We start from the raw sequence: 26,637 nt of genomic DNA, 5'->3' as shown, positions 1-26,637 counted from the left end.
GCACGGCGGCGCTCCTGCGCGCCGGTTCCCGACGACGAGAACGAGGCACGCACCGTGACCACCGCACCCGCGAACCCCGCACCCTGGACCCTCTCCGGCTTCGGCGACGAGATCGACCCCGACCCGGTCGTCCAGGTCGCCGTCCTCCGAGCGCTCGGCGCGCACAGCATCGAGGTGCGCAGCGCCTGGGGCCGGAACGTCGTCGACCTCGACGACGAGCGCCTCGCCCGCCTGGCCGCCGTGCTCGAGCGCGGCGGCCAGTCCGTCTCGGCCGTCGCCTCGCCCATCGGCAAGGTCGACGTCGCCCTCGACCCCGAGCTCGAGGTGGCGCGCCTCGACCGCGTCATCCGCGCCGCGCACGCCCTCGGCACACCGAGCATCCGCGTCTTCTCGTTCTACCGGGGCGAGGGAGTGCCGGTCGAGAGCATCCGCGACGACGTCCTGCTGCGCATGCGCAGGCTCGCCGATCGCGCCGAGCGCGAGGGCGTGATGCTGCTGCACGAGAACGAGAAGGACATCTACGGCGACGTCCCCGAGCGGATCCTCGACCTGGTCGAGTCCGTCGGCTCGCCCGCCCTGCGCCTCGCCTGGGACAACGCGAACTTCGTGCAGTGCGGGGTACGGCCCTTCGACGACGGCTGGACGGCGCTGCGGCCCTACGTCGACTACCTGCAGGTGAAGGACGCGGTGGCCGCGACCGGCACCGTGGTGCCCGCCGGCGAGGGCGACGGCCAGCTGCGCGAGACGCTCACCGCCCTGCGCGACGACGGCTGGACGGGCGTCGCCTCGCTGGAGCCGCACCTCGCGATCACGGACGCCCTCGGCGGATTCTCCGGCCCCGAGTCGTTCGGAGTGGCCGCTCGGGCCTTCCGGGGGCTCGCCTCCTCGCTCGGGATCGACCTGCGATGACCGTCCGCGCGGCGGTGATCGGCTGCGGCGACATCTCCTCCGTCCACCTCGCGGCGATCGGCACCGCACCCGGCGCGGAGCTGGTGGCGGTCTGCGACACCGACCCGGGCCGGCTCGCCGCGGCCGCCGAGAGGCACGCGGTGCCGGGCTTCCCCGAGGCGGTCCGGATGCTCGACTCCGTCCGCCCCGACGTCGTGCACGTCTGCACTCCGCACAGCACGCACGCCGCGCTGGCGGTCGCGGCCCTGGACCGCGGCGTCGCGGTGCTCCTCGAGAAGCCGCTCGCCTCCTCCGTCGCCGAGGGCGAGCAGGTGATCGCCGCGGCCGAGCGGGGCGGGGCGCGCATCGGCGTCTGCTTCCAGAACCGCTACAACCCGCCCGTGCAGCGCCTCCGCGAGCTGCTGGCGTCCGGCTCCCTGGGTGCCGTGACAGGTGCGGCCGCGACCGTGCTCTGGCACCGCGCTCCCGGCTACTACCTCGACCGCCCCTGGCGCGGGATGCGGGCCGAGGGCGGCGGCGGGATGCTGATGAACCAGGCGATCCACACCGTCGACCTCCTGCAGTGGCTCCTCGGCGAGGTGGTCGCGGTGAGCGGCTCCGCCTCCACGCGCCTGCTGCCGATCGAGGTCGAGGACACCGCCGACCTGGTGCTCACCCACGCCTCCGGCGCGCGCAGCGTCCTCTACGCGACCGTGGCGAACGCGTGGGACGAGCCGGTCGAGCTCCGCCTGCGCACCGAGCGCGCCATCGTCTCGCTGCGCGGTGCCCTCACCGTGCGGCGCGACGACGGATCCGTCGAGGTCGTCCCGGACACGGAGCGCCGATCCGGCGGGCGCTCGTACTGGGGCGCCTCGCACGAGCTGCTCGTGCACGACTTCTACGCCCGCCTCGGCGAGGACGAGCCCTTCTGGATCTCGCCCCGCGAGGCGGCGAGGTCGCTCGCGATCGTCCAGGCCGCCTACGCCCCGAGCGCGCCCGCGCGGATCCCCCACTCCACCCCGAACGAAGGACTCCTTCCATGACCACCGTCCGCCTCGGCATCATCGGATTCGGCGCCCAGGGCTCCTCCTACGCCCGCTTCCTCGCCGACGGCAGGGTGCGCGACCTCGTCGTCACCGCCGTCGCCGACGTCGACCCCGCCCGGGAGGCGGCGGCCGCCGCGCTCGCGCCCGGAGCGTCCTTCCACGCCGACCACCGCTCCCTCCTCGCGAGCGGGGAGGTCGACGCCGTCGTCGTCTGCACTCCGCACTACCTCCACCCCGGGATCGGCATCGACGCTCTCGAGCACGGGCTGCACGTGCTGGTCGACAAGCCGGCGGGCGTCTACGCCGCGCAGGTCGCGGAGCTGAACGAGGCCGCCGCCGCCCGTCCCGGTCAGCGCTTCGCGATCATGTTCAACCAGCGGGCGAACCCGCTCTACCGCCGGCTCAAGGAGGTCGTCGACGAGGGCGGGATCGGCCGGATCCTGCGCTCGAACTGGATCATCACGACCTGGTGGCGGCCGCAGGCCTACTTCGACCAGAGCGCGTGGCGCGCGACCTGGGGAGGCGAGGGCGGAGGCGTCCTGGTCAACCAGGCGCCCCACCAGCTCGACCTGTGGCAGTGGCTGTGCGGAGTGCCGGAGTCGGTGGTCGCCAAGGCCGGCTACGGGCGGTGCCGCGACATCGCGGTGGAGGACGAGGTGACGGTGCTCGCCGACTTCGGCGGGGGCACGACCGGCGTGCTGGTCACCACGACGCACGACCCGATCGGCACCGACCGCCTCGAGATCATCGGCGACCGCGGCCGGATCGTCGTCGACGACTCCCGGGTCGCGACGATCACCCGGCTGAACGCCCCCGAGCGCGAGGTCAGCGCCGCCCTCAGCGCCGAGGACGTGGGCCTCCTGCTCAGCGGTCGCTACGACACCGCGGGCCTCTCCACGACGGAGCGGATCGAGTCGGCGTCGGTCTGGGGCGAGCAGCACACGGCCGTCCTGCAGGACTTCGCGGACAGCATCCTGCACGGCACGCCGCTGCTCGCACCCGGGGCGGAGGGGATCCTCGGGGTCCGGCTCGCCAACGCCATCCACTACTCGAGCTGGACGGGACGCGAGGTACCGCTCGACCTCGACGAGGGCGTGTTCCTGGCGGCGCTCAACGAGCGCATCCGCAAGGAGGGGGCCTTCCCGGAGCGGAGCTGACGGGGCGGAGCCGCGCGGACCCGCGCTGGAGGGGCCGGAGCGGTGGGCGGCCGACCGGCGACGGCGGCCTCCCGGAGCGCGGGCTCCCCGATCCGGCCCGACCCGGACGCGAGCGACGGGCCGGGCGGGCTTCTCGGCCCTGTGGCAGCATGGGCGGCGGACGGCGCCCCGTCCGCCGCCGTGCCCCTCGAGAGAAGACCGCGATCGTGCCCAGCGAAGACGCGCCCACCGGCCCCTCCGCCGCGAGACGCCGCGGCCGCTCCGCGACGACGATCTACGACGTCGCCCGACTCGCCGGCGTCGCCCCCTCCACCGTCTCCCGCGGGCTGAGCACGCCCGGACGGCTGAACGCCGCGACCGAGCAGCGGATCCGCGCCGCCGCGAAGGAGCTGGGCTACCGGCTCAACCCGATGGCGCGCGCGCTGCCGACGGGCCGCACCTCGACCCTCGGGCTGCTGGTGGCCGACATCACCAACCCGGCCTTCTTCCCCGCCGTGCGCGGAGCGGAGCGGGCGGCGTCGCTCCGCGGCTTCACGATGATCCTCGCCGAGTCGCAGGAGTCCGGGGAGCGCGAGGCCGAGGCGGCCGACCGCATCGCCGCCTCCACCGACGGGCTCGTCCTCGTCAGCACCCGCCTCAGCGACGAGGAGATCATCGCGCTGGCCGGGCGCATCCCGGTCGTCGTCCTCAACCGCGTGGTCCCCGGCGTCGCGGGGATCGTGCCCGATCTCGCCCCCGGGATCGACGCCGCGCTCGACCACCTCGCGGCCCTCGGCCACCGCTCCCTCGCCTTCATCGCCGGTCCGCCCGACTCGTGGATGAGCGCCGCGCGATGGGAGCTCCTCCTCGACCGCGCTCCGCAGCGGGGCATGACGGTCGTCGAGATCGGGCCGGGCGTCTCGACCCTCGAGGGCGGGAGGAGCGCGCTCGCGAGGGTGACCGCCTCCGGCGTCGGCGCGGTGATCGCCTACAACGACCTGGTCGCCATCGGACTGATGCGCGCGGCTCAGGAGTCGGGCGTCGCGATCCCGGAGCAGCTCAGCATCATCGGCTTCGACGACATCTTCGGGAGCGACTTCACCTCGCCGCCGCTGTCGACCATCAGCGCACCGCTGGGCCGGATGGGCGAGCGGGCGGTCCGCCGGGTGCTCGGCGACGAGGAGCCTCCGGAGCGGGCCGACGATCTGCCGACGGAGTTCGTCCCGCGCGCCTCGACGGGGCCTCGCCGCGACTCCTGACCCCGGTCCGCGCCCGGCGCGCCATCCGGTGCGACATCTCTGGCAATCGGTTGACACTCCTCGGCACCCATACTTGGATGGCCCCGTGCCGACGAAGCTGCTGAACGATCCCGACCGACTCCTGCCGATCGACCCGACGACCCGGGCGATCGCCCGCGATCTCCACGCGAGCGTCGCCGACCTGCCGATCCTCTCCCCGCACGGGCACGTGGATCCGCGCCTCCTGCTCGAGGACCGCCCCTTCGCCGACGCATCCGAGCTCTTCCTCCGGCACGATCACTACGTCACCCGGCTGCTCCACTCCGCCGGGATCGACCTCGGCGATCTCGGCATCCCCGGAGGCGAGCGCCTCGCCGGCCCGGAGGAGGTGTGGCGCACGTTCTGCGCGCACTGGCGGATCTTCGCGGGAACCGCCTCGGGCTACTGGCTCCAGTCGATCCTCGCCGAGCAGTTCGGCATCACCGAGCAGCCCGACGCCTCCACCGCCGACGCCCTCTTCGCGGCGATCGGGGCCCGGCTGTCGTCCGCCGCCTTCCGCCCGCGCGCGCTCTTCGAGCGGTTCGGGATCGAGGTGCTGGCGACGACCGACGATCCGCTGGACGACCTGGCCGTCCACCGGGCTCTGGCGGAGGATCCGGCGTTCCCGGGCCGCGTGCTGCCGACCTTCCGCCCCGACGCCTACCTCGATCCCTCCGCCCCCGGCTGGCCCGAGCGCGTCGCCGCCCTGGCCGCCGCCACCGGAACGAAGGAGTCCAGCTTCCCCGGATTCCTCGAGGCCCTCCGCGCCCGGCGCCGGCACTTCCTCGACCACGGCGCCGTCTCCGCCGACCACGGAGTGCTGGAGCCGCTGACCGTCGACCTCGACCCCGCCGAGGCGCAGTCCCTCTTCGCCCGCGCCCGCGCCGGCACGATCGACGCCGAGGGCAGCCGCGTCCTCGCCGCCCACCTGCTGCTGCAGTCCGCCCGCATGAGCGTCGACGACGGCCTGGTGATGACCGTCCACGCCGGCGTGCTGCGCAACCACGATCGGCCGACCTTCGAGCGCTTCGGTCCCGACACCGGCCACGACATCCCCGTCGCGACCCGGTTCGCCGAGCCCCTCCGCCCGCTGCTGCAGGAGCTCGGCAACGCACCGGGCTTCCACCTCGTCCTCTTCGGGATCGACGAGAGCACCCACTCGCGCGAGCTCGCTCCCCTCGCCGGCTACTACCCGTCGGTGTTCCTCGGAGCGCCGTGGTGGTTCCTCGACGCGCCCGACGCGGTGCTGCGCTTCCGCGCCGCCGTGACGGAGACCGCCGGCTTCTCGCGGAGCTCCGGCTTCATCGACGACACCCGCGCGTTCCTCTCCATCCCGGCCCGTCACGACATGGCTCGGAGGCTGGACGCCGCGTTCCTCGCGCGCCTGGTCGCCGAGGGGCGGATCGACTCCGAGACGGCGAGCGCCGTCATCCTGGACCTCGTCGACTCCCAGCCGCGGAAGGTCTTCAAGCTGTGAGCGGGCACGGCGGAGGAGGCGGTCTCGATCGCGCATCGACGGGCCTGCCGGCGGCTCCCGTCCGCATCGTCCACCTCGGCCTCGGCGCCTTCCACCGAGCGCATCAGGCCTGGTACACGCACGCCGTCGACGACGACCACGAGTGGGGCATCGCCGCATTCACCGGCCGGAGCCCCCGCGCGGCCGAGGAGCTCGCCGCGCAGGACGGCCTGTTCACGCTGATCGAGCGCGGACCGGAGGGCGACTCGGCGACGGTCGTGGGCAGCATCGTCGAGGCGGTCGACGGCGCGGACGTCGCGCGTCTCGTCGAGCTCGTCGCGGCTCCAGGGACGGCGATCGTCACGCTGACAATCACGGAGGCCGGGTACCGTCTCGCCGCGGACGGCGGCCCCGACCTGGACGACCCCGCCGTCCGGAGCGACCTCGACGCCCTCCGATCGGGAGGAGCGCCGGCGACCGCACTCGGCCGCCTCCTCCTCGGCCTCGCGGCCCGGCGCGACGCGGGCTCCGGCCCGCTCGCCGTCGTCCCCTGCGACAACCTCTCCGGCAACGGCCCTCTCGTGCGCCGTGGACTGCTCCTGCTCGCCGAGCGGCTCGACCCGTCGCTCGCCGACTGGATCGACCGCACCGTCTCGTTCGTGTCGACCTCCGTCGACCGGATCACCCCGGCGACCACGGCGGCGGACCGGGAGGCGGCGGCCGAGCTCACCGGCATCAGCGACGCCGCGTCCGTCGTGACCGAGCCGTTCCGCGACTGGGTCCTCTGCGGCGGGTTCCCCGCCGGCCGACCCGCCTGGGAGCGCGTCGGAGCCCGCTTCGTGGACGACATCGAGCCCTTCGAGCGGCGCAAGCTGCGACTCCTCAACGGCGCGCACACGCTCCTCGCCGCCACCGGCCGCCGGCGGGGCCTCGCCACCGTCGCGGAGGCGATCGCCGACCCCGCCTGCCGGAGCGCCGTCGAGGCGTTCTGGGCGGAGGCGGCGGCCGGCCTCCCCGCCGGTCTCGACGCGGACGCCTACTGCGCCGCCCTCCTCGAGCGCTTCGGCAACCCCCGGATCGAGCACCGGCTCGAGCAGATCGGCGCCGACGCGACCGCCAAGCTCCGCATCCGGATCGTGCCCGTGCTCCTCGCCGAGCGCGCGGGCGGACACGGCGGAGCCGCCTCCCTCCGTGCCGTCGCCGACTGGATCGCACTGCTGCTCCAGGGCGACCGCCTGCCCGACGCGCAGCGCCCCGCCCTCGACCGCGCCCTCGGCTCCGCCCGGCCCCTCGAGGCGCTGCTGCGGCTCGTCGACCCGCGCCTCGTCGACGACCCGGCCCTCGTCGCCGCGGTCGCCGCTCAGGCGGCCTAGACCTCCACCCCGCCTCTCCGCGCGGTGCCTTCCGGCACCGTCGGCAACCGATTGCCACCTTCGCACCGTCTCGATGCGGCGCGGATCCCCGACGGGTCCGCGCCCGGGTAAAGGAGCCCGCATGACCCCCCGCACCACCGCGCCCGGAGCGCCCGCCGCTGAGAAGCTCTCCAAGCTGAGCATCGTGGGCTACGGCGCCGGCGACACGGCGAACAACCTCGCCTTCACCACCGCCACGATGTTCCTGCTCGTCTACTACACCGACGTCGCCGGGATCTCCGCGGCCGCGGCGGGCACGCTGCTGCTCGTCGTGCGGATCTTCGACGCGTTCGCCGACGTCTTCGCCGGCCGGGTCGTGGACCGCACCTACAGCAGGCGCTTCGGCAAGTTCCGGCCCTTCCTGATGTTCGGGTCGGTCCCGCTCCTGCTGCTCTCGGCCGCGACCTTCTCCGTCCCGCAGATCGGCGAGAGCGGAACCCTGCTCTACGCCTACCTGAGCTATGCCGCGCTCGGCCTCGCCTACAGCCTCGTCAACATCCCCTACGGCTCGCTCGCCGGAGCGATGACGCAGATCGGCACCGAGCGCGCGAAGCTCGCCAGCGCCCGCGCCATCGGCGGCGCGATCGTGGGGGCCGGGCTCGGCACCTTCATGGCCCCGCTGGTCGTCCCCGGCGCCGATCTGCAGTCGCTCTTCTCGATCGTCACGCTGAGCTTCGTCGTCGTCGGCTCCGCGCTCTACCTCTTCACGATCCTGACCGCGAAGGAGCGCGTCCAGCGCGACGTCGCGCACGTCACGTTCCGTCAGAGCATGACGACCCTCCGCTCCAACCGGCCGCTGCTCTTCCTCTGCCTCAGCTCGTTCCTGTTCCTCACCGGGACGCTCGCGCTCCAGACCGTGCAGCTCTACTACCTGCGCGACGTGCTCGGATCGGTCCAGCTCTACGCCGCGATGTCGCTGATCCAGCTCGCCCTGACCTTCGGCCTGGCCGCCCTCGTCCCGACGATCGTGCGGCGGTTCGGCAAGCGCAACGCCTACATGGCCGGAGTCGGGGTCCTGATCAGCGGCGGAACGGTCGTCTTCCTCGCCCCGGGCGACGCGGTGGCGGTCGGCTTCGGCGGACTGGTCCTCGCCTACGTCGGCATCCAGCTCGTCAACATGCTCGTCTGGGCGATCGAGGCGGACACCGTCGAGTACGGGGAGTGGAAGACCGGCATCCGCTCCGAGGGCACGATCTACGCCCTGTTCTCCTTCACCCGCAAGACCGGCCAGGCGGTCGGAGGCGCCCTCGCCGCGTACGCGCTGGCCTGGGGCGGCTACGTGGCCGGGGCCGCGGAGCAGAGCGAGCACGCCGAGTGGGGCATCCGCGCCGCCGCCGGCCTCATCCCGGCCGTCGCCGCCCTGCTCGCGGTGCTGATCATGGCGTTCTACCCGCTGACCGACCGCCGGCACGCGCAGATCGTCGCCGAGATCGCCGAGCGCCGCGAGAGCACGGGGCAGGCCGCGCCCGTGGCGCCCGGCCTCTCGACCGCCGCGTTCTCGATGGACCGCGCTCCCGGCCGGAACCCCTGACCCGATCCCCCACCACGAAAGGCACCCCATGAAGATCGACAAGGCCGAGGTCGTCGTCACCAGTCCCGACCGCAACTTCGTCACCCTCAAGCTCACGACCGACGACGGGCTGACCGGCCTCGGCGACGCGACCCTCAACGGCCGCGAGCTCGCCGTGGTCTCCTATCTCGCCGACCACGTCGTGCCGCTGCTCCTCGGCCGTGACGCCTCGCGCATCGAGGACACCTGGCAGTTCCTCTACCGGTCGTCCTACTGGCGCCGCGGGCCGGTCACGATGGCGGCGATCGCGGCGGTCGACACCGCCCTCTGGGACATCAAGGGCAAGGCCGCGGGCATGCCGCTCTACCAGCTGCTCGGAGGCGCGTCCCGCACCGGCCTGCTCGCCTACGGCCACGCGTCCGGGCGGACGGACGCGGAGCTGTTCGACAGCATCCGCGAGCACCAGGAGCAGGGGTACCGCGCGATCCGCGTGCAGACCGCGGTGCCGGGACTGACCTCGATCTACGGCATCGCCTCCAACGCCGTCCTCGAGGGCAACGCCGGTGTGCGCTACGACCACGAGCCGGCGCAGCGCGGCGGCCTGCCGACCGAGGAGGACTGGGACACCCGCGCCTACCTGCGCCACGTCCCCCGCGTCTTCGAGGCCGTCCGCAACGAGTTCGGGCCGGGGCTCCCCCTCCTCCACGACGGCCACCACCGGATGACACCGATCCAGGCCGCGGCCCTCGGCAAGTCCCTCGAGCCGTACGACCTCTTCTGGCTCGAGGACTGCACGCCCGCCGAGAACCAGGAGGCCCTCCGCCTCGTCCGGCAGCACACCACGACGCCCCTGGCGATCGGCGAGGTCTTCAACACCGTCTGGGACTACCAGCTCCTCATCCGCGAGCAGCTGATCGACTACATCCGCAGCGCGGTCACGCACACCGGAGGCGTCTCCCACCTCCGGAGGATCCTCGACCACGCCGCGCAGTACCAGATCAAGTCCGGGATGCACGGACCCACCGACGTCTCCCCGGTGGGAATGGCGGCCGCGATGCACCTGGGCCTGGCGATCCACAACTTCGGGATCCAGGAGTACATGAAGCACGGCGAGCGGACCGACAGCGTCTTCCAGCAGTCGTTCACCTGGAGCGAGGGACGGCTGCACCCGGGCGACGCCCCCGGTCTGGGCGTCGAGCTCGACGTCGACGCCGCCGGGAAGTACCCCTACGTGCGCGCGTACCTGCCCTTCAACCGCCTCGCCGACGGCACCGTCCACGACTGGTGACCTGCCCGGCGATCCCGGCCCGTCGAGGGAGCCACGGCCAGCGGGCCCCCTCGACGGTCCGGGGTTCCCCCGCCGAGCACAGGCCGGTCAGGGCACGAAGCGGTAGCCCATGCCCGCCTCGGTCAGCAGGTGCCGCGGATGCGCGGGGTCGGGCTCGAGCTTCTTGCGCAGCTGCGCGAGGTAGAGGCGCAGGTAGCCGGTGTCGGTGACGTGCGCGGGGCCCCAGATCTCGGCCAGCAGCGAGCGGCGGGTGACCAGCTTGCCCGCGTTGCGGATGAGGATCTCGAGCACCTGCCACTCGGTCGGGGTGAGCCGCACGGAGACGCCGTCCCGCGTCGCGCTCTTGGCCACCAGGTCCACGGTCACCTCGCCGATCACGACCAGCGGCTCGCCGTCGGCCGGCTGCACCCGCCGCGAGAGGGCCCGGATGCGCGCGAGCACCTCGTCCATCGAGAACGGCTTGGTGACGTAGTCGTCCGCGCCGGCGTCGAGCGCGCCCACCTTGTCGGCCGCGCCCGTCCGCCCCGACACCACCAGGATCGGCGCGCTCGTCCAGCCGCGCAGTCCGTGGATGACCTCGACCCCGTCGAGCCGTGGCATGCCGAGGTCGATCATGTAGAGGTCCGGATGCTCGTCCACCGCGCGGTTGATCGCCTCGGTGCCGTCGCCGGCTGTCACCACGTCGTATCCGCGGGCGGTGAGGGTGATGCGCAGGGCGCGCAGGATCTGCGGGTCGTCGTCGGCGATCAGGATCTTCATGCGGCTCCTCCGGAGTCCTCGTGCGGAGCGGTGCCCGACCCGCCGTCGTGCGGGGCGGCAGGAGCGACGTGAGCCGCAGGAGCAGCGGCAGCAGTCTCCGGCGCCAGCGGCAGCGTCACCACCATCGTCAGCCCGCCCCCCGGAGTGTCCTCCGTCTCGAGCGTGCCGCCCATCCCCTCCGTGAACCCCTTCGAGAGCGCGAGGCCGAGGCCCAGGCCCGTGAGGTTGTCGTCGTCGCCGAGCCGCTGGAACGGCACGAAGATCTCGGCGCGCCGCTCCTCGGGCACCCCGGGGCCGTGGTCGACGATCCGCAGCTGCGCGCTCCCGCCGAAGGCGCTGGCGGCCACGCGCACCCGGGTGCCGGACGGCGCGTAGCGGACGGCGTTCGCGAGCAGATTGACCACGACGCGCTGCAGCAGAACCGCGTCGGCGAGCAGCGCCGGGCCCTCCGGATCGAGGTCGAGGTCGACCTCGCCGGGTCCGAGACCGAGCTCGTCGAGCGCGGGGAGCACCACGTCGGCGGCGTCGAGCGGAGCGAGCGCCACGGCGAGCGCCCCCGCCTCCAGCCGCGTCACGTCGAGCAGGTCGGTGACCAGCGCGGCCAGCACGGTGAGGCTCTCATCGGCGGTGGCGAGCAGCTCCTCCCGGTCGCGCTCGCTCCAGACCACCTCGGGCGAGCGCAGCCCGCTGACCGCCGCGGTGGCCGCGGCGAGGGGCCGGCGCAGGTCGTGGCTGACGGCCGAGAGCAGGGCGCTGCGCACCCGGTCGGTCTCGGCCAGCGGAGCGAGGGAGCTGGCCGTCTCGCTGAGAGCCGCGTTCTCGAGCACCGAGTCCAGCTGGGCGGCGACGACCTGGAGCAGCCGCCGCTCGCTCCCCTCCAGCTCGCGGCCGTGCAGCTCGAGCACCGCGCCCTCGCCCACCGCGATGCGCGCGGGATCGCCCTCCGGCTGCGGCTCGCCGTCGGCCGCGACGAGCTCGCCGCCGCGCAGCAGCCGCACGCCGGTCAGCCCGAACGCCTCGCGCGAGCGCTCGAGGATCGCCTGCAGCGCCCCCTGCCCGCGGATCACGCCGCCCGCGATCGTCGCCAGCAGCTCCGACTCCGCCCCCGACCGCTTGGCGGCCCGCGCCCGCCGGGCCGCGCGGTCGACCACGGCGCTGACGAGCGCCGCGTTGAGCACGTAGAGCACCAGCGCGAGCGCGTGCAGAGGCTCGTCGACGGTGATCGTGTAGAGGGGATCGACGAAGAAGAAGTCGAGGGTCAGCCCCGAGAGCACGGCCGCGAAGAGGGCCGGCCAGAGCCCGCCGACCAGCGCGACCACCACCACCAGCAGCTGGTACGAGAGCACGTCGCTCGTGATCGACTCGTCGCTGCGGAGGCTCGAGAGCAGCCAGGTCACCAGCGGGCCGCCCACGAGGGCGAGTGCCAGTCCCAGGAGGCGGCGCCGCAGCGTCAGGGCGCCGTCGAGCCTCGGCAGCACCGCGGTGCGCCCGGCGGCGGAGTGGCTGACGATGTGCACGTCGATGTTGCCGGACTCGCGGATCACCGTCGACGCGGTGCCGGGCGTCAGCGCCGAGGCGAGGCGGCTCCGCCTGCTCACGCCGATCACCAGCTGCGTCGCGTTGACCGAGCGGGCGAACTCGACCAGCGTGCGCGGCACGTCCTCGCCGACCACCTGGTGGTAGCTGCCGCCGAGCTTCTCGACCAGCACCCGCTGCGCCTCGAGCACGTGCGGGCGCGGGGTGCGGAGGCCGTCGGGGGTCACCACGTGCACGGCGAGCAGGTCGCCCCCGGAGGCGCGGGCCGCGATCCGCGCGCCGCGCCGCAGCAGGGTCTCCCCCTCCGGCCCGCCGGTGAGGGTCACGACCACGCGCTCGCGCGCCTCCCAGGTGCTGTCGATGCCGTGCTCGACGCGGTAGTCGCGGAGCGCGCTGTCGACCTCGTCGGCGAGCCAGAGCAGCGCGAGCTCGCGCAGGGCGGTCAGGTTGCCGAGCCGGAAGTAGTTGGAGAGCGCCGCGTCGATGCGCTCGGGCGGGTAGACGCGGCCGTCGGCGAGGCGGTCGCGCAGCGCCTGGGGCGCCAGGTCGACGACCTCGATCTGGTCGGCGGCGCGGAGGACCGCGTCCGGGATCGTCTCGCGCTGCGGCGCTCCGGTGATCGCGTGCACGACGTCGTTGAGCGACTCGATGTGCTGGATGTTCACGGTCGAGAAGACGGTGATGCCGGCGTCGAGGAGCGTCCGTACGTCCTCCCAGCGCTTCTCGTGCCGGGAGCCGGGGGCGTTGGTGTGCGCGAGCTCGTCGACCAGCGCGACGTCGGGCCGGCGGGCGAGCACCGCGTCGAGGTCCATCTCGTCGAGCAGCACACCGCGGTGCTCGACGGCCCTCCTCGGCACGACCTCCAGCCCCTCGACCATCGCGGCGGTGGCGGAGCGGCCGTGCGTCTCGACCACGGCCACCACGACGTCGCGGCCCTCGGCGGCGAGCCGGCGGCCCTCCTCGAGCATCGTGTAGGTCTTGCCCACTCCGGGCGCGGCTCCGAGGAGCACGCGCAGGCGGCCCTTCGTCATGCTCCCGGCCTCCCCTCGTGCTCGCGGCTCCGGGGTGTCCCGGGCTCGCAGGACCGGCGTCGATCCGCTCGATCGGACGGTCCCGACGAGCCGATCGCGATTCTACGAGCCGGAGGCGCCACCGGAGCGGTCACAGCCGCGCGAGAGCGGCGTTGAGCTCGAGCACGTCCACCGTCGGCTCGCCGAGGTACCCGAGCTCGCGGCCCGCGGTGTGCTCGTCGACCAGCGCGCGCACGGCGCTCACGTCGAGCCCGCGGGCGGCGGCGACGCGGGGCGCCTGCAGCTGCGCGTAGGCGGGGCTGATCGCGGGGTCGAGCCCCGAGGCGGAGGCGGTCAGCGCATCGGCCGGCACCGCGGCCGGGTCGACGCCCTCGAAGGCGGCGATCGCGGCCCGGCGCTCCTCGACGGACGCGACCAGGTCGGCGTTCTCGGGGCCGAGGTTGCTGCCGGTCGAGGCCGCGGCGTCGTAGCCCGCGGCGGAGGGACGCGACTGGAACCACTCCGGCAGGGGCGCTCCGTCGGCGTCCGTGAACGACTGCCCGATGAGCGGCGAGCCGATCACCGCGCCGTCCTGGCGCAGCAGCGAGCCGTTCGCCTGGGCGGGCAGGGCGAGCTGCCCGATCCCGAGCACCGCGAGCGGGTACGCCGCTCCCAGCAGCACGGTGAGCACGATCATCGCGCGCAGCGCGACACCGTAGGGACGGAACATGGTCTCTTCTCTCTGTCTTCGGTGGTCGGGACGGGCGGGTCAGAAGCCGGGGATCGCAGCGACGATCAGGTCGACGAGCTTGATCCCGAGGAACGGAGCGATCACTCCGCCCAGCCCGTAGACCAGGAGGTTGCGGCTGAGGATGCGCGAGGCGGCGACCGGGCGGTACGCCACTCCCCGCAGCGCGAGCGGGATCAGCACGACGATCACCAGCGCGTTGAACACGATCGCCGAGAGGATCGCCGAGGCCGGCGAGTGCAGCTGCATCACGTTCAGCACCGCGAGCCCAGGGAAGACCCCCGCGAACATCGCCGGGATGATCGCGAAGTACTTCGCCACGTCGTTCGCGATCGAGAACGTGGTGAGCGCGCCGCGGGTGATCAGCAGCTGCTTGCCGATCCGCACGATGTCGATGAGCTTGGTGGGGTCGGAGTCGAGGTCGACCATGTTGCCCGCCTCCTTCGCCGCCGAGGTGCCGGTGTTCATCGCCACGCCCACGTCGGCCTGCGCGAGGGCCGGGGCGTCGTTGGTGCCGTCGCCGGTCATCGCGACCAGCGCGCCGCCCTCCTGCTCGCGCCGGATCAGGGCGAGCTTGTCCTCGGGGGTCGCCTCGGCGAGGTAGTCGTCGACTCCCGCCTCCGCCGCGATCGCCTTCGCGGTCAGCGGGTTGTCGCCCGTGATCATCACGGTGCGGATGCCCATCGCGCGCAGCTCCGAGAAGCGCTCGGCGAGCCCGTCCTTCACCACGTCCTTCAGGTGCACGACGCCGAGCAGGCGGGCGCCGTGGGCGTCCTTCACCGCGACGACGAGAGGCGTGCCGCCGCTCTCCGAGACGCCGTCGACGAGCACCGTGAGGCGCGCCGCGACCGCGGAAGGCAGCGGCCCCTCCTCCTCCACCCAGGCGCGCACGGCCGAGCCGGCGCCCTTGCGGATGGAGGAGCCGTCGGGGAGGTCGAGCCCGCTCATCCGGGTCTGCGCGGTGAACGGCACCACGGCGGCCTGAGCGGGCTCGACGGCGGGACGGCCCGAGTCGCCCGCGAGGTCGACGATCGACTTCCCCTCGGGTGTCGGGTCGCTGAGCGAGGAGGAGGCGGCCGCGTCGACGAGGGCGGCCTGCGCCACTCCGTCGAGCGGGAGGAACGCCACCGCGCGGCGGTTGCCGTAGGTGATGGTCCCCGTCTTGTCGAGCAGGAGCGTCGTGACGTCGCCCGCCGCCTCCACCGCCCGGCCGGACATCGCGAGCACGTTGCGCTGCACGAGCCGGTCCATGCCGGCGATGCCGATGGCCGAGAGGAGGGCGCCGATGGTGGTCGGGATGAGGCAGACGAGCAGGGCGACCAGCACCGGGACGCTCACGGAGGCTCCCGCGAACGAGGCGATCGGGTTCAGGGTCAGCACGACCACGACGAACACGATCGAGAGGCTCGCCAGGAGGATGTCGAGCGCGATCTCGTTCGGCGTCTTCTGCCGCGACGCGCCCTCGACCAGGCCGATCATCCGGTCGACGAAGGTCTCGCCCGGCCGCGAGGTGATGCGCACCACGATCCGGTCCGAGAGCACTCGCGTGCCGCCCGTCACCGCGCTGCGGTCGCCTCCGCTCTCGCGGACGACCGGTGCCGACTCGCCCGTGATCGCCGACTCGTCGATGGAGGCGATGCCCCAGACGATGTCGCCGTCGCCGGGGACGAGGTCGCCCGCCTCCGCCACGACCACGTCGCCCAGCTGCAGCTCGGCCGAGGAGACCTCGACCAGGCGGGCCGACAGGGCGGAGGGGTCCGCGGGGTCGTAGTCGGCCACGCGCCGGGCCGGAGTGCTGGTGCGGGTGGCGCGCAGGCTCTCGGCCTGGGCCTTGCCGCGGCCCTCGGCCACCGACTCCGCGAGGTTCGCGAACACCACGGTGAGCCAGAGCCAGATCGCGATGCCGGCCGTGAAGGTGACGGGCACCGTCGATCCGCCCGACTCCTCCGGCCCCCCGAGGAACGGCTCGGCGATCGCCAGCACCGTGGTCAGCACGGCGCCGACCTCGACGATGAACATCACGGGGTTGCGCCACATCAGGCGCGGATCGAGCTTGCGCAGCGCTCCGGGGAGGGCGGCGGCGAGCTGGCGCGGCCCGAGGGCGGCGCGGGTGGGGCGCGCGGGTTCCGCGGGGGCCTCGGTCAGTGCAGTGGTCATCGGAGTCGCAGTCCTTCCGCCAGGGGGCCCAGCGCGAGTACGGGGAAGTAGGTGAGCGCGGTCACGACGACCGTGACGCCCACGAGGAGGCCGACGAACTGCGGCCGGTGGGTGGGCAGCGTGCCGGCGCTGGAGGGCACCGGCGACTGCGCCGCGAGCGAGCCGGCCAGGGCGAGCACCAGCAGGATCGGGAGGAAGCGGCCGAGGAGCATCGCGACGCCGAGCGCCGTGTTGAGCCAGGGCGTGTTCGCCGTCAGCCCCGCGAACGCCGAGCCGTTGTTGTTGGACGCGGAGGTGAAGGCGTAGAGCACCTCCGAGAGCCCGTGCAGCCCGGGGTTCAGGATCGACGTGCTCTCCACGTCCTCCCGCACCGCCGGGATCGCGAAGCTCAGGGCCGTGCCGGCCAGCACGAGCGTCGGCGTCACGAGGATGTAGAGGCTCGCGAGCTTGATCTCGCGCGGGCCGAGCTTCTTGCCCAGGTACTCGGGCGTCCGGCCGACCAGCAGCCCGCCGACGAACACGGCCAGCACCGCGAGCACGAGCATCCCGTAGAGGCCCGAGCCGACGCCGCCGGGGGCGACCTCGCCGAGCATCATGTTGAGCATCGGCAGCATGCCGCCGAGCGCGGTGAAGGAGTCGTGCATCGCGTTGACGGCGCCGGTCGAGGTGAGCGTCGAGGCGGTCGCGTAGAGGGCGGAGCCGGCGATGCCGAAGCGCGTCTCCTTGCCCTCCATCGCGGCTCCGGCGGCCTGCGCCGCGGATCCGCCGCCCGCCGCCTCCAGCGCGGTGAGGGCCGCGAGCGACACGACGAAGATCGTCGCCATCGCCGCGAGGATCGCGCGCCCCTGCCGCACGTCGCCGACCATCCGGCCGAAGGTGCGCGGCAGCGAGAACGGGATCGCGAGGATCAGCACGATCTGCAGCAGCGACACCCACGCCGAGGGGTTCTCGAACGGATGCGCGGAGTTGGCGTTGAAGTAGCCGCCGCCGTTGGTGCCGAGCAGCTTGATCGCCTCCTGCGAGGCCACCGCGCCGCCCGGGATGCTCTGCTCGCCGCCGGTGAGTGTGGTCACCGTCAGCGGGCCGTTCAGGTTCTGAATCACGCCGCCCGCGATCATCACGACCGCTGCCGCCACCGCGAGGGGCAGCAGGAGGCGCAGCGTGCCGCGCACGAGGTCGACCCAGAAGTTGCCGAGCGTTCCGGAGGAGCGGCGCGCGAATCCGCGGATCAGCGCCACCGCCACGGCCAGGCCCACGGCCGCCGAGACGAAGTTCTGCACGGCGAGGCCGCCGAGCTGCACCGCGAAGCCGAGGGTCGCCTCCGGGGAGTAGGACTGCCAGTTGGTGTTGGTGACGAACGAGACGGCGGTGTTGAACGCCAGCCCCTCCGGCACCGCGGGCAGGCCGAGGGAGCCGGGCAGGACCGCCTGGAGGCGCTGCATCCCGTAGAGCAGGAGCACGCCGACGAGCGAGAAGGCCAGCACGGCCCGGAGGTAGGCGCGCCAGCTCTGCTCGCCCGCGGAGTCGACGCCGATGAGGCGGTAGACGCCGCGCTCGAGGGCGAGGTCGCGCGTCGAGGTGTAGACGCGGAACATGTGGTCGCCGAGGGGGCGGTGGAGGAGGGCGACGGCCAGGCCGACGGTCGCGACCTGGAGGACGGCGAGGAGCGGATCCATCAGAAGCGCTCCGGTCGGATCAGGGCCGCGACGAGGTAGACGACGGCGGCGAGCGCCAGCACGGCCGCGAGGGCGTCGAAGACGATCACCGGCCCGCCTCCTTCTCGCGGGTCCCGCGGGTCGCCGAGGGGGGCGGTCCGCCCAGCCGCTCGACCCCCTTCGCAGCGAGAGCGATGAGCGAGAAGAGGGCGAGCACGCCGAGGAGGTAGGCGAGGTCGAGCACGGAGGACTCCATCCGGGGAGCGGACGACGCCCGGGACCGGACGCCTGCCGGGAAGCGGCACAGGAAGCGATGCAACACCTCGCGGGGGCCCCTCGGAGCGGTCCTCACGGTTCCCCTACGGCCCGGCCCGGAGTCCTCGCGTTTCCCTCACGCGGACGGCGGGAGGCGCCCGGCGGAGGGGCGCGAGCCGGGCGGGAGCCGAGTGGTGAGAGCGTTCTCCCCCAGCAACGGCGGGGGTCGACGTCCCGAAGATCACATTTCGGCATCGCCTGGACAAATACGCCGCCCGCGCTTTACTCCCCCCGATCGAAGGAATATGTTCTCTCCGTGGACAAAGCCCCTCGGGGCTCTCCCGCCCTCCCGGGCGACGACACGACGACGTGCGCCACACGTGCACGCCTCTTGTCGTCCTCTCCCTCGGACACTGCTTTCAGAGAGGAATGCACTCCATGAAGTTCTCCCGCGGCATCACCACGCTGGCCGCCGCCGGCATCATCTCCCTCGGCCTCGCGGCCTGTTCCGCGAGCCCCGCCAACTCCGGAGGCGCCGCTGCCGGCGCCGGCGCGGAAGGCGACTGCACCGTCGGCATCTCGATGCCCACGCGCAGCCTCGAGCGCTGGATCAACGACGGCGAAGGCCTCCAGTCGCAGCTCGAGGGCGACGGCTGCACCGTCGACCTCCAGTACGCCGACAACAAGACCGATCAGCAGATCTCGCAGATCCAGAACCAGATCGCCGGCGGCTCCAAGATCCTGGTCATCGCCGCGATCGACGGCGAGGCGCTCGCGCCCGTCCTCGCCGAGGCGAAGAAGCAGAACGCCACCGTCATCGCCTACGACCGTCTCATCAACGGCACCGCGGACGTCGACTACTACGCGACCTTCGACAACTACAAGGTCGGCCAGCTCCAGGGCCAGTACATCGAGTCGACCCTCGACCTGAAGAACGCCGCGGGTCCCTTCACCCTCGAGCCCTTCGCCGGCAGCCCCGACGACAACAACGCGAAGTTCTTCTTCTCCGGCGCGTGGGACGTCCTGCAGCCCTACATCGAGAGCGGCAAGCTCACCGTCCCCTCGGGCAAGTCGCCCGCGTCGGACGACGACTGGGCCTCGATCGGCATCCAGGGCTGGGCCTCCGACAAGGCGCAGTCCGAGATGGACAACCGCCTCTCCTCCTTCTACACCGGCGGCCAGAAGGTCGACGTCGTGCTCTCCCCCAACGACAGCCTGGCCATCGGCATCGAGGCCTCGCTGAAGTCGGCCGGCTACACCCCCGGCGCCGACTACCCGGTCATCACCGGCCAGGACGCCGACAAGGCCAACGTCAAGGCGATCCTCGCCGACGAGCAGTCCATGACGGTCTGGAAGGACACCCGCACCCTCGGCGACCGCGTCTTCCAGATGGTGCAGTCGATCGTCGCGGGCGAGGAGCCCGAGGTCAACGACACCGAGACCTACGACAACGGCGAGAAGGTCGTCCCGTCCTACCTGCTGGAGCCGCAGGTCGTCACGAAGGACGACGTGCAGTCGGTCCTCGTCGACTCCGGCTTCCTCAAGGCCGGCGACGTCGGACTCTGATCCGTCGGGCGGGGGCGGGGAGGAGCGATCCTCCCCGCCCCCGCCTCCCCGTCCGCACACCACTCCCCCCCCAACGAAGTGAGGCCCTGTTGGCCAGTCCCATCCTCATCATGCGCGACATCGTCAAGGAGTTCGGCGGCGGCGTCCGCGCCCTCGACGGCGTCTCGCTCTCGGTCCAGCCCGGCGAGGTCCACGCCATCTGCGGCGAGAACGGCGCCGGCAAGTCGACCCTGATGAAAGTCCTCTCCGGCGTGTACCCGTACGGCAGCTTCGAGGGCACCATCGAGTTCGAGGGCGAGGAGGCGCAGTACCGGTCGATCAACGACAGCGAGGCCGACGGCATCGTGATCATCCACCAGGAGCTCGCCCTCAGCCCCTACCTCTCCATCGCCGAGAACATCTTCCTCGGCAACGAGAAGTCGACCCGCGGCGTCATCAACTGGAACGCGACCAACGCGGAGGCGGCCAAGCTGCTCGCCCGCGTCGGCCTCGCCGAGAGCCCCGCGACCAAGATCCTCGAGCTCGGCGTCGGCAAGCAGCAGCTCGTCGAGATCGCCAAGGCCCTCGCCAAGGAGGTGAAGCTCCTCATCCTCGACGAGCCCACCGCCGCCCTCAACGACGAGGACAGCGACCACCTGCTCGGCCTGATCGACCAGCTCCGCAAGCAGGGCATCACCTGCATCATCATCAGCCACAAGCTGAAGGAGATCCGCGCCATCGCGGACACCGTCACGATCATCCGCGACGGCCGCACCATCGAGAGCTTCCCGATGGCCGGCGAGGAGGCGTCCGAGAGCCGGATCATCCGCGCGATGGTCGGCCGCGACCTCAACAGCATGTTCCCGCCGCGCGACCCGCAGATCGGCGAGGAGAAGCTGCGCGTCGAGAACTGGACGGTCCACCACCCGGTCGACATCAACCGCGTGGTCGTCGACGACGCCTCCTTCACCGTCCGCGCCGGCGAGATCGTCGGCTTCGCGGGCCTGATGGGTGCCGGACGCACCGAGCTCGCGATGAGCATCTTCGGGAGGAGCTACGGCACCGGCATCTCCGGCCGCGTCTACAAGGACGGCGAGGAGATCCAGACCCGCACCGTCGACGAGGCGATCCGCAACGGCCTCGCCTACGCGACCGAGGACCGCAAGCGCTACGGGCTCAACCTCATCGGCGACATCACCGTCAACGTCTCGGCCGCCGCGCTCTCGCGCCTGGCCCGGCTCGGCGTGATCGACAAGCACCGCGAGTACAAGGTCGCCGACTCGTACCGATCGAAGATGAACATCAAGGCGCCGACCGTCTCGGCCGTCACGGGGAAGCTCTCCGGCGGCAACCAGCAGAAGGTCGTCCTCTCGAAGTGGATCTTCTCCGGTCCCGACGTGCTGATCCTCGACGAGCCCACCCGCGGCATCGACGTGGGAGCCAAGTACGAGATCTACGGGATCATCAACGAGCTCGCGGCCCAGGGCAAGGCGGTCGTCGTCATCTCGTCCGAGCTGCCCGAGCTGATCGGCCTCGCCGACCGCATCTACACCATCTCCGAGGGACGGATCACGGGCGAGATCGATCGCGCCGACGCCACCCAGGAGCACCTCATGCACTACATGACCGCCGGAAAGGAACAGGCCCGATGAGCGCCACGACCACCACAGCGCCGGCGGACACGCCCGCCAACACGCCCTCCACCCCGCCCAAGCGCTCGCGCCGGCTGAACATCAACCTCCGGCAGTACGGCATCCTCGCCGCACTGGCCATCATCATCCTGCTCTTCCAGGTGCTGACCGGCGGGCGCCTGCTCCTGCCCGGCAACGTCAACAACCTGATCCAGCAGAACGCCTACGTGCTGATCCTCGCGATCGGCATGGTGATGGTCATCATCGCCGGCCACATCGACCTCTCGGTCGGCTCGGTCGTGGCGATGGTCGGCGCCATCTCGGCGATCGCGATGAACAACTGGGGCCTGCCCTGGTGGGCGGCCGTCGTCGTCGCCCTCGTCACCGGCGCCGCCGTCGGAGCATGGCAGGGCTTCTGGGTCGCCTTCGTCGGCATACCGGCGTTCATCGTGACCCTCGCTGGCATGCTGATCTTCCGCGGCTTCACCCTCGTCCTCCTCACCGGCGGGACGATCAACGGCCTCCCCACCGAGTTCACCGCGATCGGCGCCGGCTGGCTCCCGGGCGTCCTCGGCGGCATCGCCGGGCGCGACGCGCTCACCCTGGTCCTCGGCCTGATCGTCTGCGTCGTCCTCGTGGCCCAGCAGCTCCGCAGCCGCGCGACCCTCCGCCGCCTCGAGCTGCCCCGAGAGCCCATCGGCTCGCTGGTCGCGAAGTCGGCCATCGCCGTCATCGCGATCATGGCCCTCTCCTGGCTGCTCGCCGGCTACAGCGGAACCCCGATCATCCTGATCGTGCTCGCCGTGCTGATCCTCGCCTACAGCTTCGTGCTCGGCCGGACGGTCTTCGGCCGCCACATCTACGCGATGGGCGGCAACCTGTTCGCCGCGATGATGTCCGGCGTCAAGACGAAGTGGGTCAACTTCTTCATCTTCGTCAACATGGGCGCACTGGCCGGAGTCGCGGGCATCGTCAGCACCGCCCGCGCCGGCGGTGCGGTCGCCTCGGCCGGACAGAACTACGAGCTGGACGCGATCGCCGCGGTCTTCATCGGCGGCGCCGCCGTCCAGGGAGGCGTGGGCACCGTCGTCGGAGCCGTCATCGGCGGACTCGTGATGGGCGTGCTCAACATGGGCCTCTCCATCCTCTCGGTCGACGCGGCCTGGCAGATGGCGATCAAGGGCTTCGTGCTCCTGCTCGCGGTGGCGTTCGACATCTTCAACAAGCGCCGCGCCGGCGGCCGCTAGGCGAACGCCGGGCGCCGCCCAGCGGCGCTCCTCGTCCTTCTCTTCTACAGTTCTCGGGCGCGGCTTCTCCTCGGGGGAGCCGCGCCCGAGTGCATCCGAGACCCGTCGGGGTCCAGCGACAGGCAGGCGATCATGGCAGGAGCAGTCGGAGCCTCCAGCAACGCGCTGCTGCGCCGCACGAACCTCGCGAGCCTCGCGACGCTGGTGCACCGCTCCGGTCCCACCAGCCGCGCCGAGCTCGGCCGCCTCACCGGGCTGAACCGCTCCGCCGTCGCGAACCTCGTCGGCGAGCTGAGCGAGCTCGGCTGGGTGGCGGAGGAGACCACCGCGCCCGACGGCCGCATCGGCCGCCCCAGCGCCACCGTCGTCCCCGGCGACCGGTTCGCGGCCGTGGGCGTCCACCTCGACACCGACGCGATCATCGTCGGCCTCGTCGGGCTGCACGGCGAGCTGCTCCGCCGCGTCCGCTTCGACACCCCCAAGCCCGCGAGCCCCGCCACGGTGGTCCGCGTCGTCACCGGAATCGTCGAGGGCTTCCGCTCCGAGCGGGAGTCGCTGCGCACGCTGGTCGGCGCGGGCGTCGCCGTCCCCGGCCTCGTCCAGGCCGACTCCGGCTTCGTCCACCGCGCCCCGCACCTGGGCTGGCGCGACGTCGACCTCGCCACTCAGCTGAGCCGCGCCCTCGACCTCCCGGTCGCCGTCGGCAACGACGCGACCCTCGGCGCCATCGGCGAGTCCCTCTTCGGAGCCGCGCACGGCGTGGCCGACGTGGTCTACGTCACCGGCGGCGCGGGCGGCATCGGCGGAGGAGTCATCATCGGCGGCGTCCCGCTCCAGGGCTCCTCGGGGTTCGCGGCCGAGCTGGGCCACACCCTCGTCGCCACGAACGGCCGCCTCTGCGGCTGCGGCCGGCGCGGCTGCCTGGAGGCCGAGGTCCGGATGCGCTCCCTCCTCGACGTCCTCGGCGCCCGCGTCCTCGACCAGGACGAGCTCGACATCGCCCTGGGCACCTCCCGCGACCCCGCCGTCCTGGGCGAGGTCGCCCGCCAGGTCGACCTGCTCTCGGAGGGCCTGTCCACCTACATCAACCTCTTCAACCCCACCGCGGTCGTGCTCGGCGGCTTCCTCGGCTCGCTGCTCACCGTCGACCGCGAGCGCCTCGCCGCCCGCGTCTCGGCCCGCGCCCTGAGCGACCTCGCGCGCGGCGTGCGGATCGAGCGCGCGGCCCTGCGCTCGAGGCTGGAACTCGTCGGCGCCGCGGAGCTACCCTGGCGGCGGGCGCTGGCGGATCCCGCCGCCGTCACCGGGGGCGCACAGCCGCCGGGTGGGAGCAGCAGCCGCGAGGACGCTCTGGGCGCCCGCGCCTGACCCCGGCACTCGAGTGCCGGCACCGCGTCGAGGAGGACGAGCATGGCCGACTGGAACGACACGATCATCGAGGAGTTCCGCGCGAACGGCGGGACCGTGACCACGGGCGGCTTCGGGAGGAGCCTCGTGCTGGTGCACCACCGCGGCGCCCGCTCCGGTGAGGAGCGCGTGACTCCGCTGATGGCGCTGCACCCCTCCGAGGACGTCTGGCTGCTCGCCGCGTCCGCCGCCGGTGCGCCGAAGCACCCCGCCTGGTTCCACAACATGGTCGCCCACCCGGACCTGGCGATCGAGACCCCCGACGACGGCACCGTCGACGTCCGGGCGCGCGTCCTCGCCGGGGAGGAGCGCGACGCCGGCTGGGCCCGCTTCACCACCGCCTCCGCCGGCTTCCTCGACTACGAGAAGCGCACCACCCGCATCATCCCGGTCGTGGAGCTCACCCGCCGCTGACCGCGGCTCGTCAGCGCAGCAGCACGGGCACCGTGTCCGGCGTGCTCCAGCTCAGCGCGATCCGCTCGCGGAAGCCGCCGCTGCGCAGCTCCGCCTCGAGCGCGTCGATCACCACGGGGAGCAGCGCGCGCCGCTCGATCAGCAGGTCGAGCACGAGCCGGTCGCCGGCCGTCAGCAGCACCGGGCCCGATCCGGGCAGCACCGCGATCCACTGGCACTCCCCCACCTGCACGCTCCGGTGCCGGCGGAGGCGTCGGAGCAGCTCGGGCAGCGCCTGCGTATCGAGGGCGGACACGTCGGCACGGAGGGCGATCACCCCGCGAGCGTGCCCGCGCCGGACGACCTCGCGCCGACCTCCCGGTGAACACCGCCCCTCCGCGGGACGCCGTCCGCGAGAACGACACGACAGGAGCCCGCCCCGCGGCGCACCGCACCCGGGAACGGGAGAAGCCCCCGACCGGACATCCGATCGGGGGCTTCTCCTCTGGTTCTCTCGAACCCGGTTCTCTCGAACTCCGGTTCTCGTGAACTCTGGTGCGCGAGGGGGGAGTTGAACCCCCACGCCCTTTCGGGCACACGGACCTGAACCGTGCGCGTCTGCCTATTCCGCCACTCGCGCTCACCAGCGGCACCGAAGCGCCGACGAGAAATCGTAGCATCCCCCGGCCCCCGAGCCGAACCGGCGCTCACCGTCCCGGGCCGCCGCTCCCCCGGGAGCCGCCGCCGAGCCGCCCCGGTGAGAGCGCGCACACGGCACTCCGGCCGCGAAACCACCGCGGAGGATCGCGCATCCAGACCATCCCAGTAACATGCCCGTAGCCGTGCGCGGCGCAGACCAAGAAGAGGAAGCGGCGACGGGCGCGCAGACATCTCGATCCGTGCGCGACCGCCGAGAAGGCGAAGAACCGGAAGATCGGAAGACTGTGGGCATACTGGACAACTTCGAGAAGGGACTCGAGCGCGTCGTCAACGGCGCGTTCGCGCGGACCTTCAAGTCGGGTCTGCAGCCGGTCGAGCTCGCCTCCGCCCTCCGCCGGGAGCTCGACACCTCCGCCGCCGTGGTCAGCCGCGACCGCATCCTCGTCCCCAACAGCCTCGTCCTGCGGATGTCCGCGACCGACCTCGACCGGATGCAGCGCCTCGGCGCCACGCTGATCGACGAACTCACCACGGTCGCCACCGAGCACGCCACCAAGCAGGGCTTCCGCTTCCCCGGCCCGATCGACATCTCCCTCGCCGTCGATCCGGCGCTCAGCGACGGCATGGTCGAGGTCGACTCCCGCAGCGTGAAGGGCACCGTCGCCTACACGCCCGTCCTCGACATCGACGGCCGGCGCCACCCGATCACGAAGGCGCGCACCGTCATCGGCCGCGGCAGCGACGCCGACATCACCGTCGACGACTCGGGCACGTCCCGCAAGCACGTCGAGATCCTCTGGGACGGCTCCCGCGCCCAGGTGCACGACCTCGGGTCCACGAACGGCTCCAAGCTCGACGGCCGGCCCGTCACGCAGGCGCCCCTGGCCCCCGAGCAGACCATCACGATCGGGCGCACCTCGATCGTCTACCGCGTCGTGCAGGGCTCCGCGCCCGCACGCACCGACCGCCCGTCGTCCGGCAGGGCAGCCGGACGCGGCTCCGAGGGATTCTGGGACGACCGGCTATGAGCGAGCTCACTCTCTTCCTCCTGCGCATCGCGTTCCTCGCGCTGCTGTGGTTCTTCGTGTTCGGCATCGTCTACGCGCTGCGCTCCGACCTGTTCGGGCAGCGCGTGCGCAAGCTGCCGCCCGGCGCGCAGGCCGCGTCCCCCGAGGCCCCGTTCGTGACGGCGGCCCAGCCCGTGGTCGCCGCGGCCGCCGCGGCTCCCACGCCCGCGCAGCCCGCCTCTCCGTCGGCCCCCTCGGCCCGGAGGAGCCGAGAGGCCGCCGCCGAGCGCGCCGAGCAGGGAGGCGCCGCCACGGTCCACACGGCGCAGCGCCTCGTGATCACCTCGGGCCCCAAGCGGGGCACCGAGCTCGAGCTGACCGGCGACCCGCTGACGATCGGCCGCTCCGCGGAGTCGACGCTGGTCATCCGCGACGACTACACCTCGACCCACCACGCGCGCCTGCTCCTCTGGAACGACGAGTGGATGATCCAGGACCTCGACTCCACCAACGGCACCTTCCTCGACGGCCGCCGCGTCGGCGCGCCCACCAAGGTGCCGCTGGACACGCCCGTGAAGGTCGGCACCACCACCTTCGAACTGCGGCGGTCGTAG

23 protein-coding genes and 1 tRNA gene are annotated in these 26,637 nt (G+C 72.7%); 15 read left to right on the top strand and 9 right to left on the bottom strand.

The window, feature by feature from the left end:
- The first annotated feature begins 54 nt into the window (after positions 1–54).
- From C5C37_RS11640 to manD, 8 genes are all read left to right on the top strand, one after another.
- Positions 55–909 carry a sugar phosphate isomerase/epimerase gene (locus C5C37_RS11640; protein ID WP_258074122.1) on the top strand — a complete coding sequence of 285 codons (855 nt, stop codon included), beginning with the start codon at positions 55–57 and terminating at the stop codon, positions 907–909.
- Positions 906–1,931 carry a Gfo/Idh/MocA family protein gene (locus C5C37_RS11635; RefSeq protein WP_104262590.1) on the top strand — a complete coding sequence of 342 codons (1,026 nt, stop codon included), beginning with the start codon at positions 906–908 and terminating at the stop codon, positions 1,929–1,931. Before C5C37_RS11640 ends, C5C37_RS11635 begins: the two co-directional genes overlap by 4 nt.
- On the top strand, positions 1,928–3,091 hold the full coding sequence (locus tag C5C37_RS11630; protein ID WP_104338966.1) for a Gfo/Idh/MocA family protein: 1,164 nt from the start codon (positions 1,928–1,930) through the stop codon (positions 3,089–3,091). The genes C5C37_RS11635 and C5C37_RS11630 overlap by 4 nt, the downstream gene beginning before the upstream one ends.
- 206 nt (positions 3,092–3,297) lie before the next feature.
- Positions 3,298–4,329 carry a LacI family DNA-binding transcriptional regulator gene (locus C5C37_RS11625; RefSeq protein WP_159940282.1) on the top strand — a complete coding sequence of 344 codons (1,032 nt, stop codon included), beginning with the start codon at positions 3,298–3,300 and terminating at the stop codon, positions 4,327–4,329.
- 85 nt (positions 4,330–4,414) lie between these two features.
- Positions 4,415–5,824 (top strand): glucuronate isomerase, encoded by a 1,410-nt coding sequence (gene uxaC, locus C5C37_RS11620; RefSeq protein ID WP_104225766.1) that lies wholly within the window; start codon positions 4,415–4,417, stop codon positions 5,822–5,824.
- Positions 5,821–7,176 carry a mannitol dehydrogenase family protein gene (locus C5C37_RS11615; RefSeq protein ID WP_258074121.1) on the top strand — a complete coding sequence of 452 codons (1,356 nt, stop codon included), beginning with the start codon at positions 5,821–5,823 and terminating at the stop codon, positions 7,174–7,176. The genes uxaC and C5C37_RS11615 overlap by 4 nt, the downstream gene beginning before the upstream one ends.
- Positions 7,177–7,297: 121 nt before the next feature.
- Positions 7,298–8,746 (top strand): glucuronide transporter, encoded by a 1,449-nt coding sequence (uidB, locus tag C5C37_RS11610; RefSeq protein WP_104262588.1) that lies wholly within the window; start codon positions 7,298–7,300, stop codon positions 8,744–8,746.
- Between the two features lie 28 nt (positions 8,747–8,774).
- Positions 8,775–10,013, top strand: coding sequence for a D-mannonate dehydratase ManD (gene manD / locus C5C37_RS11605; protein WP_104222646.1), 1,239 nt, complete (start codon positions 8,775–8,777; stop codon positions 10,011–10,013).
- Between the two features lie 87 nt (positions 10,014–10,100).
- Here manD and C5C37_RS11600 read toward each other — a convergent pair whose 3' ends face one another.
- The 7 genes from C5C37_RS11600 to C5C37_RS17540 form a co-directional block, all read right to left on the bottom strand.
- Positions 10,101–10,772, bottom strand: coding sequence for a response regulator (locus C5C37_RS11600; RefSeq protein WP_104222647.1), 672 nt, complete (start codon positions 10,770–10,772; stop codon positions 10,101–10,103).
- A complete protein-coding gene (locus C5C37_RS11595) occupies positions 10,769–13,339 on the bottom strand; it encodes an ATP-binding protein (protein WP_104268829.1) in 2,571 nt (856 codons plus the stop codon). The genes C5C37_RS11600 and C5C37_RS11595 overlap by 4 nt, the downstream gene beginning before the upstream one ends.
- Positions 13,340–13,469: 130 nt before the next feature.
- A complete protein-coding gene (gene kdpC / locus C5C37_RS11590; RefSeq protein ID WP_104247547.1) occupies positions 13,470–14,048 on the bottom strand; it encodes a K(+)-transporting ATPase subunit C in 579 nt (192 codons plus the stop codon).
- Positions 14,049–14,087: 39 nt separating this feature from the next.
- A complete protein-coding gene (gene kdpB, locus C5C37_RS11585) occupies positions 14,088–16,223 on the bottom strand; it encodes a potassium-transporting ATPase subunit KdpB (protein WP_104247546.1) in 2,136 nt (711 codons plus the stop codon).
- The gene (kdpA, locus tag C5C37_RS11580) at positions 16,220–17,899 is read right to left on the bottom strand and encodes a potassium-transporting ATPase subunit KdpA (RefSeq protein ID WP_104268826.1); all 1,680 of its coding nucleotides are present in this window, start codon (positions 17,897–17,899) and stop codon (positions 16,220–16,222) included. Before kdpA ends, kdpB begins: the two co-directional genes overlap by 4 nt.
- Entirely contained in the window at positions 17,899–17,988 is a 90-nt protein-coding gene (gene kdpF, locus C5C37_RS11575; RefSeq protein ID WP_068209492.1) for a K(+)-transporting ATPase subunit F, read from the bottom strand. The genes kdpA and kdpF overlap by 1 nt, the downstream gene beginning before the upstream one ends.
- Positions 17,985–18,134, bottom strand: coding sequence for a hypothetical protein (locus C5C37_RS17540; RefSeq protein WP_167299012.1), 150 nt, complete (start codon positions 18,132–18,134; stop codon positions 17,985–17,987). The genes kdpF and C5C37_RS17540 overlap by 4 nt, the downstream gene beginning before the upstream one ends.
- Before the next feature lie 437 nt (positions 18,135–18,571).
- On the opposite strand from C5C37_RS17540, the gene chvE reads away from it, so the two are divergent.
- The 5 genes from chvE (at position 18,572) to C5C37_RS11550 (ending at position 24,377) form a co-directional block, all read left to right on the top strand.
- Positions 18,572–19,699 (top strand): multiple monosaccharide ABC transporter substrate-binding protein, encoded by a 1,128-nt coding sequence (chvE, locus tag C5C37_RS11570; RefSeq protein ID WP_374952918.1) that lies wholly within the window; start codon positions 18,572–18,574, stop codon positions 19,697–19,699.
- 110 nt (positions 19,700–19,809) lie between these two features.
- Positions 19,810–21,330 carry a multiple monosaccharide ABC transporter ATP-binding protein gene (gene mmsA, locus C5C37_RS11565; protein WP_104222653.1) on the top strand — a complete coding sequence of 507 codons (1,521 nt, stop codon included), beginning with the start codon at positions 19,810–19,812 and terminating at the stop codon, positions 21,328–21,330.
- Positions 21,327–22,556: a multiple monosaccharide ABC transporter permease gene (gene mmsB, locus C5C37_RS11560; protein WP_104222654.1), complete on the top strand. Its 1,230-nt coding sequence runs from the start codon at positions 21,327–21,329 to the stop codon at positions 22,554–22,556. The genes mmsA and mmsB overlap by 4 nt, the downstream gene beginning before the upstream one ends.
- Positions 22,557–22,688: 132 nt before the next feature.
- Positions 22,689–23,924 (top strand): ROK family transcriptional regulator, encoded by a 1,236-nt coding sequence (locus C5C37_RS11555; protein ID WP_104222655.1) that lies wholly within the window; start codon positions 22,689–22,691, stop codon positions 23,922–23,924.
- Positions 23,925–23,966: 42 nt separating this feature from the next.
- Positions 23,967–24,377 carry a nitroreductase/quinone reductase family protein gene (locus C5C37_RS11550; RefSeq protein WP_104338965.1) on the top strand — a complete coding sequence of 137 codons (411 nt, stop codon included), beginning with the start codon at positions 23,967–23,969 and terminating at the stop codon, positions 24,375–24,377.
- A 10-nt stretch (positions 24,378–24,387) separates the two neighbouring features.
- Here C5C37_RS11550 and C5C37_RS11545 read toward each other — a convergent pair whose 3' ends face one another.
- Both C5C37_RS11545 and C5C37_RS11540 read right to left on the bottom strand, forming a co-directional pair.
- Positions 24,388–24,693, bottom strand: coding sequence for a hypothetical protein (locus C5C37_RS11545; protein ID WP_104250258.1), 306 nt, complete (start codon positions 24,691–24,693; stop codon positions 24,388–24,390).
- 216 nt (positions 24,694–24,909) lie between these two features.
- Positions 24,910–24,996 (bottom strand) — tRNA-Leu (locus C5C37_RS11540).
- A gap of 304 nt (positions 24,997–25,300) precedes the next feature.
- Here C5C37_RS11540 and C5C37_RS11535 point away from each other — a divergent pair.
- Both C5C37_RS11535 and C5C37_RS11530 read left to right on the top strand, forming a co-directional pair.
- On the top strand, positions 25,301–26,044 hold the full coding sequence (locus C5C37_RS11535) for a DUF3662 and FHA domain-containing protein (RefSeq protein WP_104225775.1): 744 nt from the start codon (positions 25,301–25,303) through the stop codon (positions 26,042–26,044).
- A complete protein-coding gene (locus tag C5C37_RS11530; RefSeq protein WP_104222659.1) occupies positions 26,041–26,637 on the top strand; it encodes an FHA domain-containing protein in 597 nt (198 codons plus the stop codon). Before C5C37_RS11535 ends, C5C37_RS11530 begins: the two co-directional genes overlap by 4 nt.

This window comes from Rathayibacter sp. AY1F9, from assembly GCF_002932155.1.
Lineage (GTDB): Bacteria > Actinomycetota > Actinomycetes > Actinomycetales > Microbacteriaceae > Rathayibacter.
This window is presented reverse-complemented; position numbering and strand designations above follow the sequence as displayed.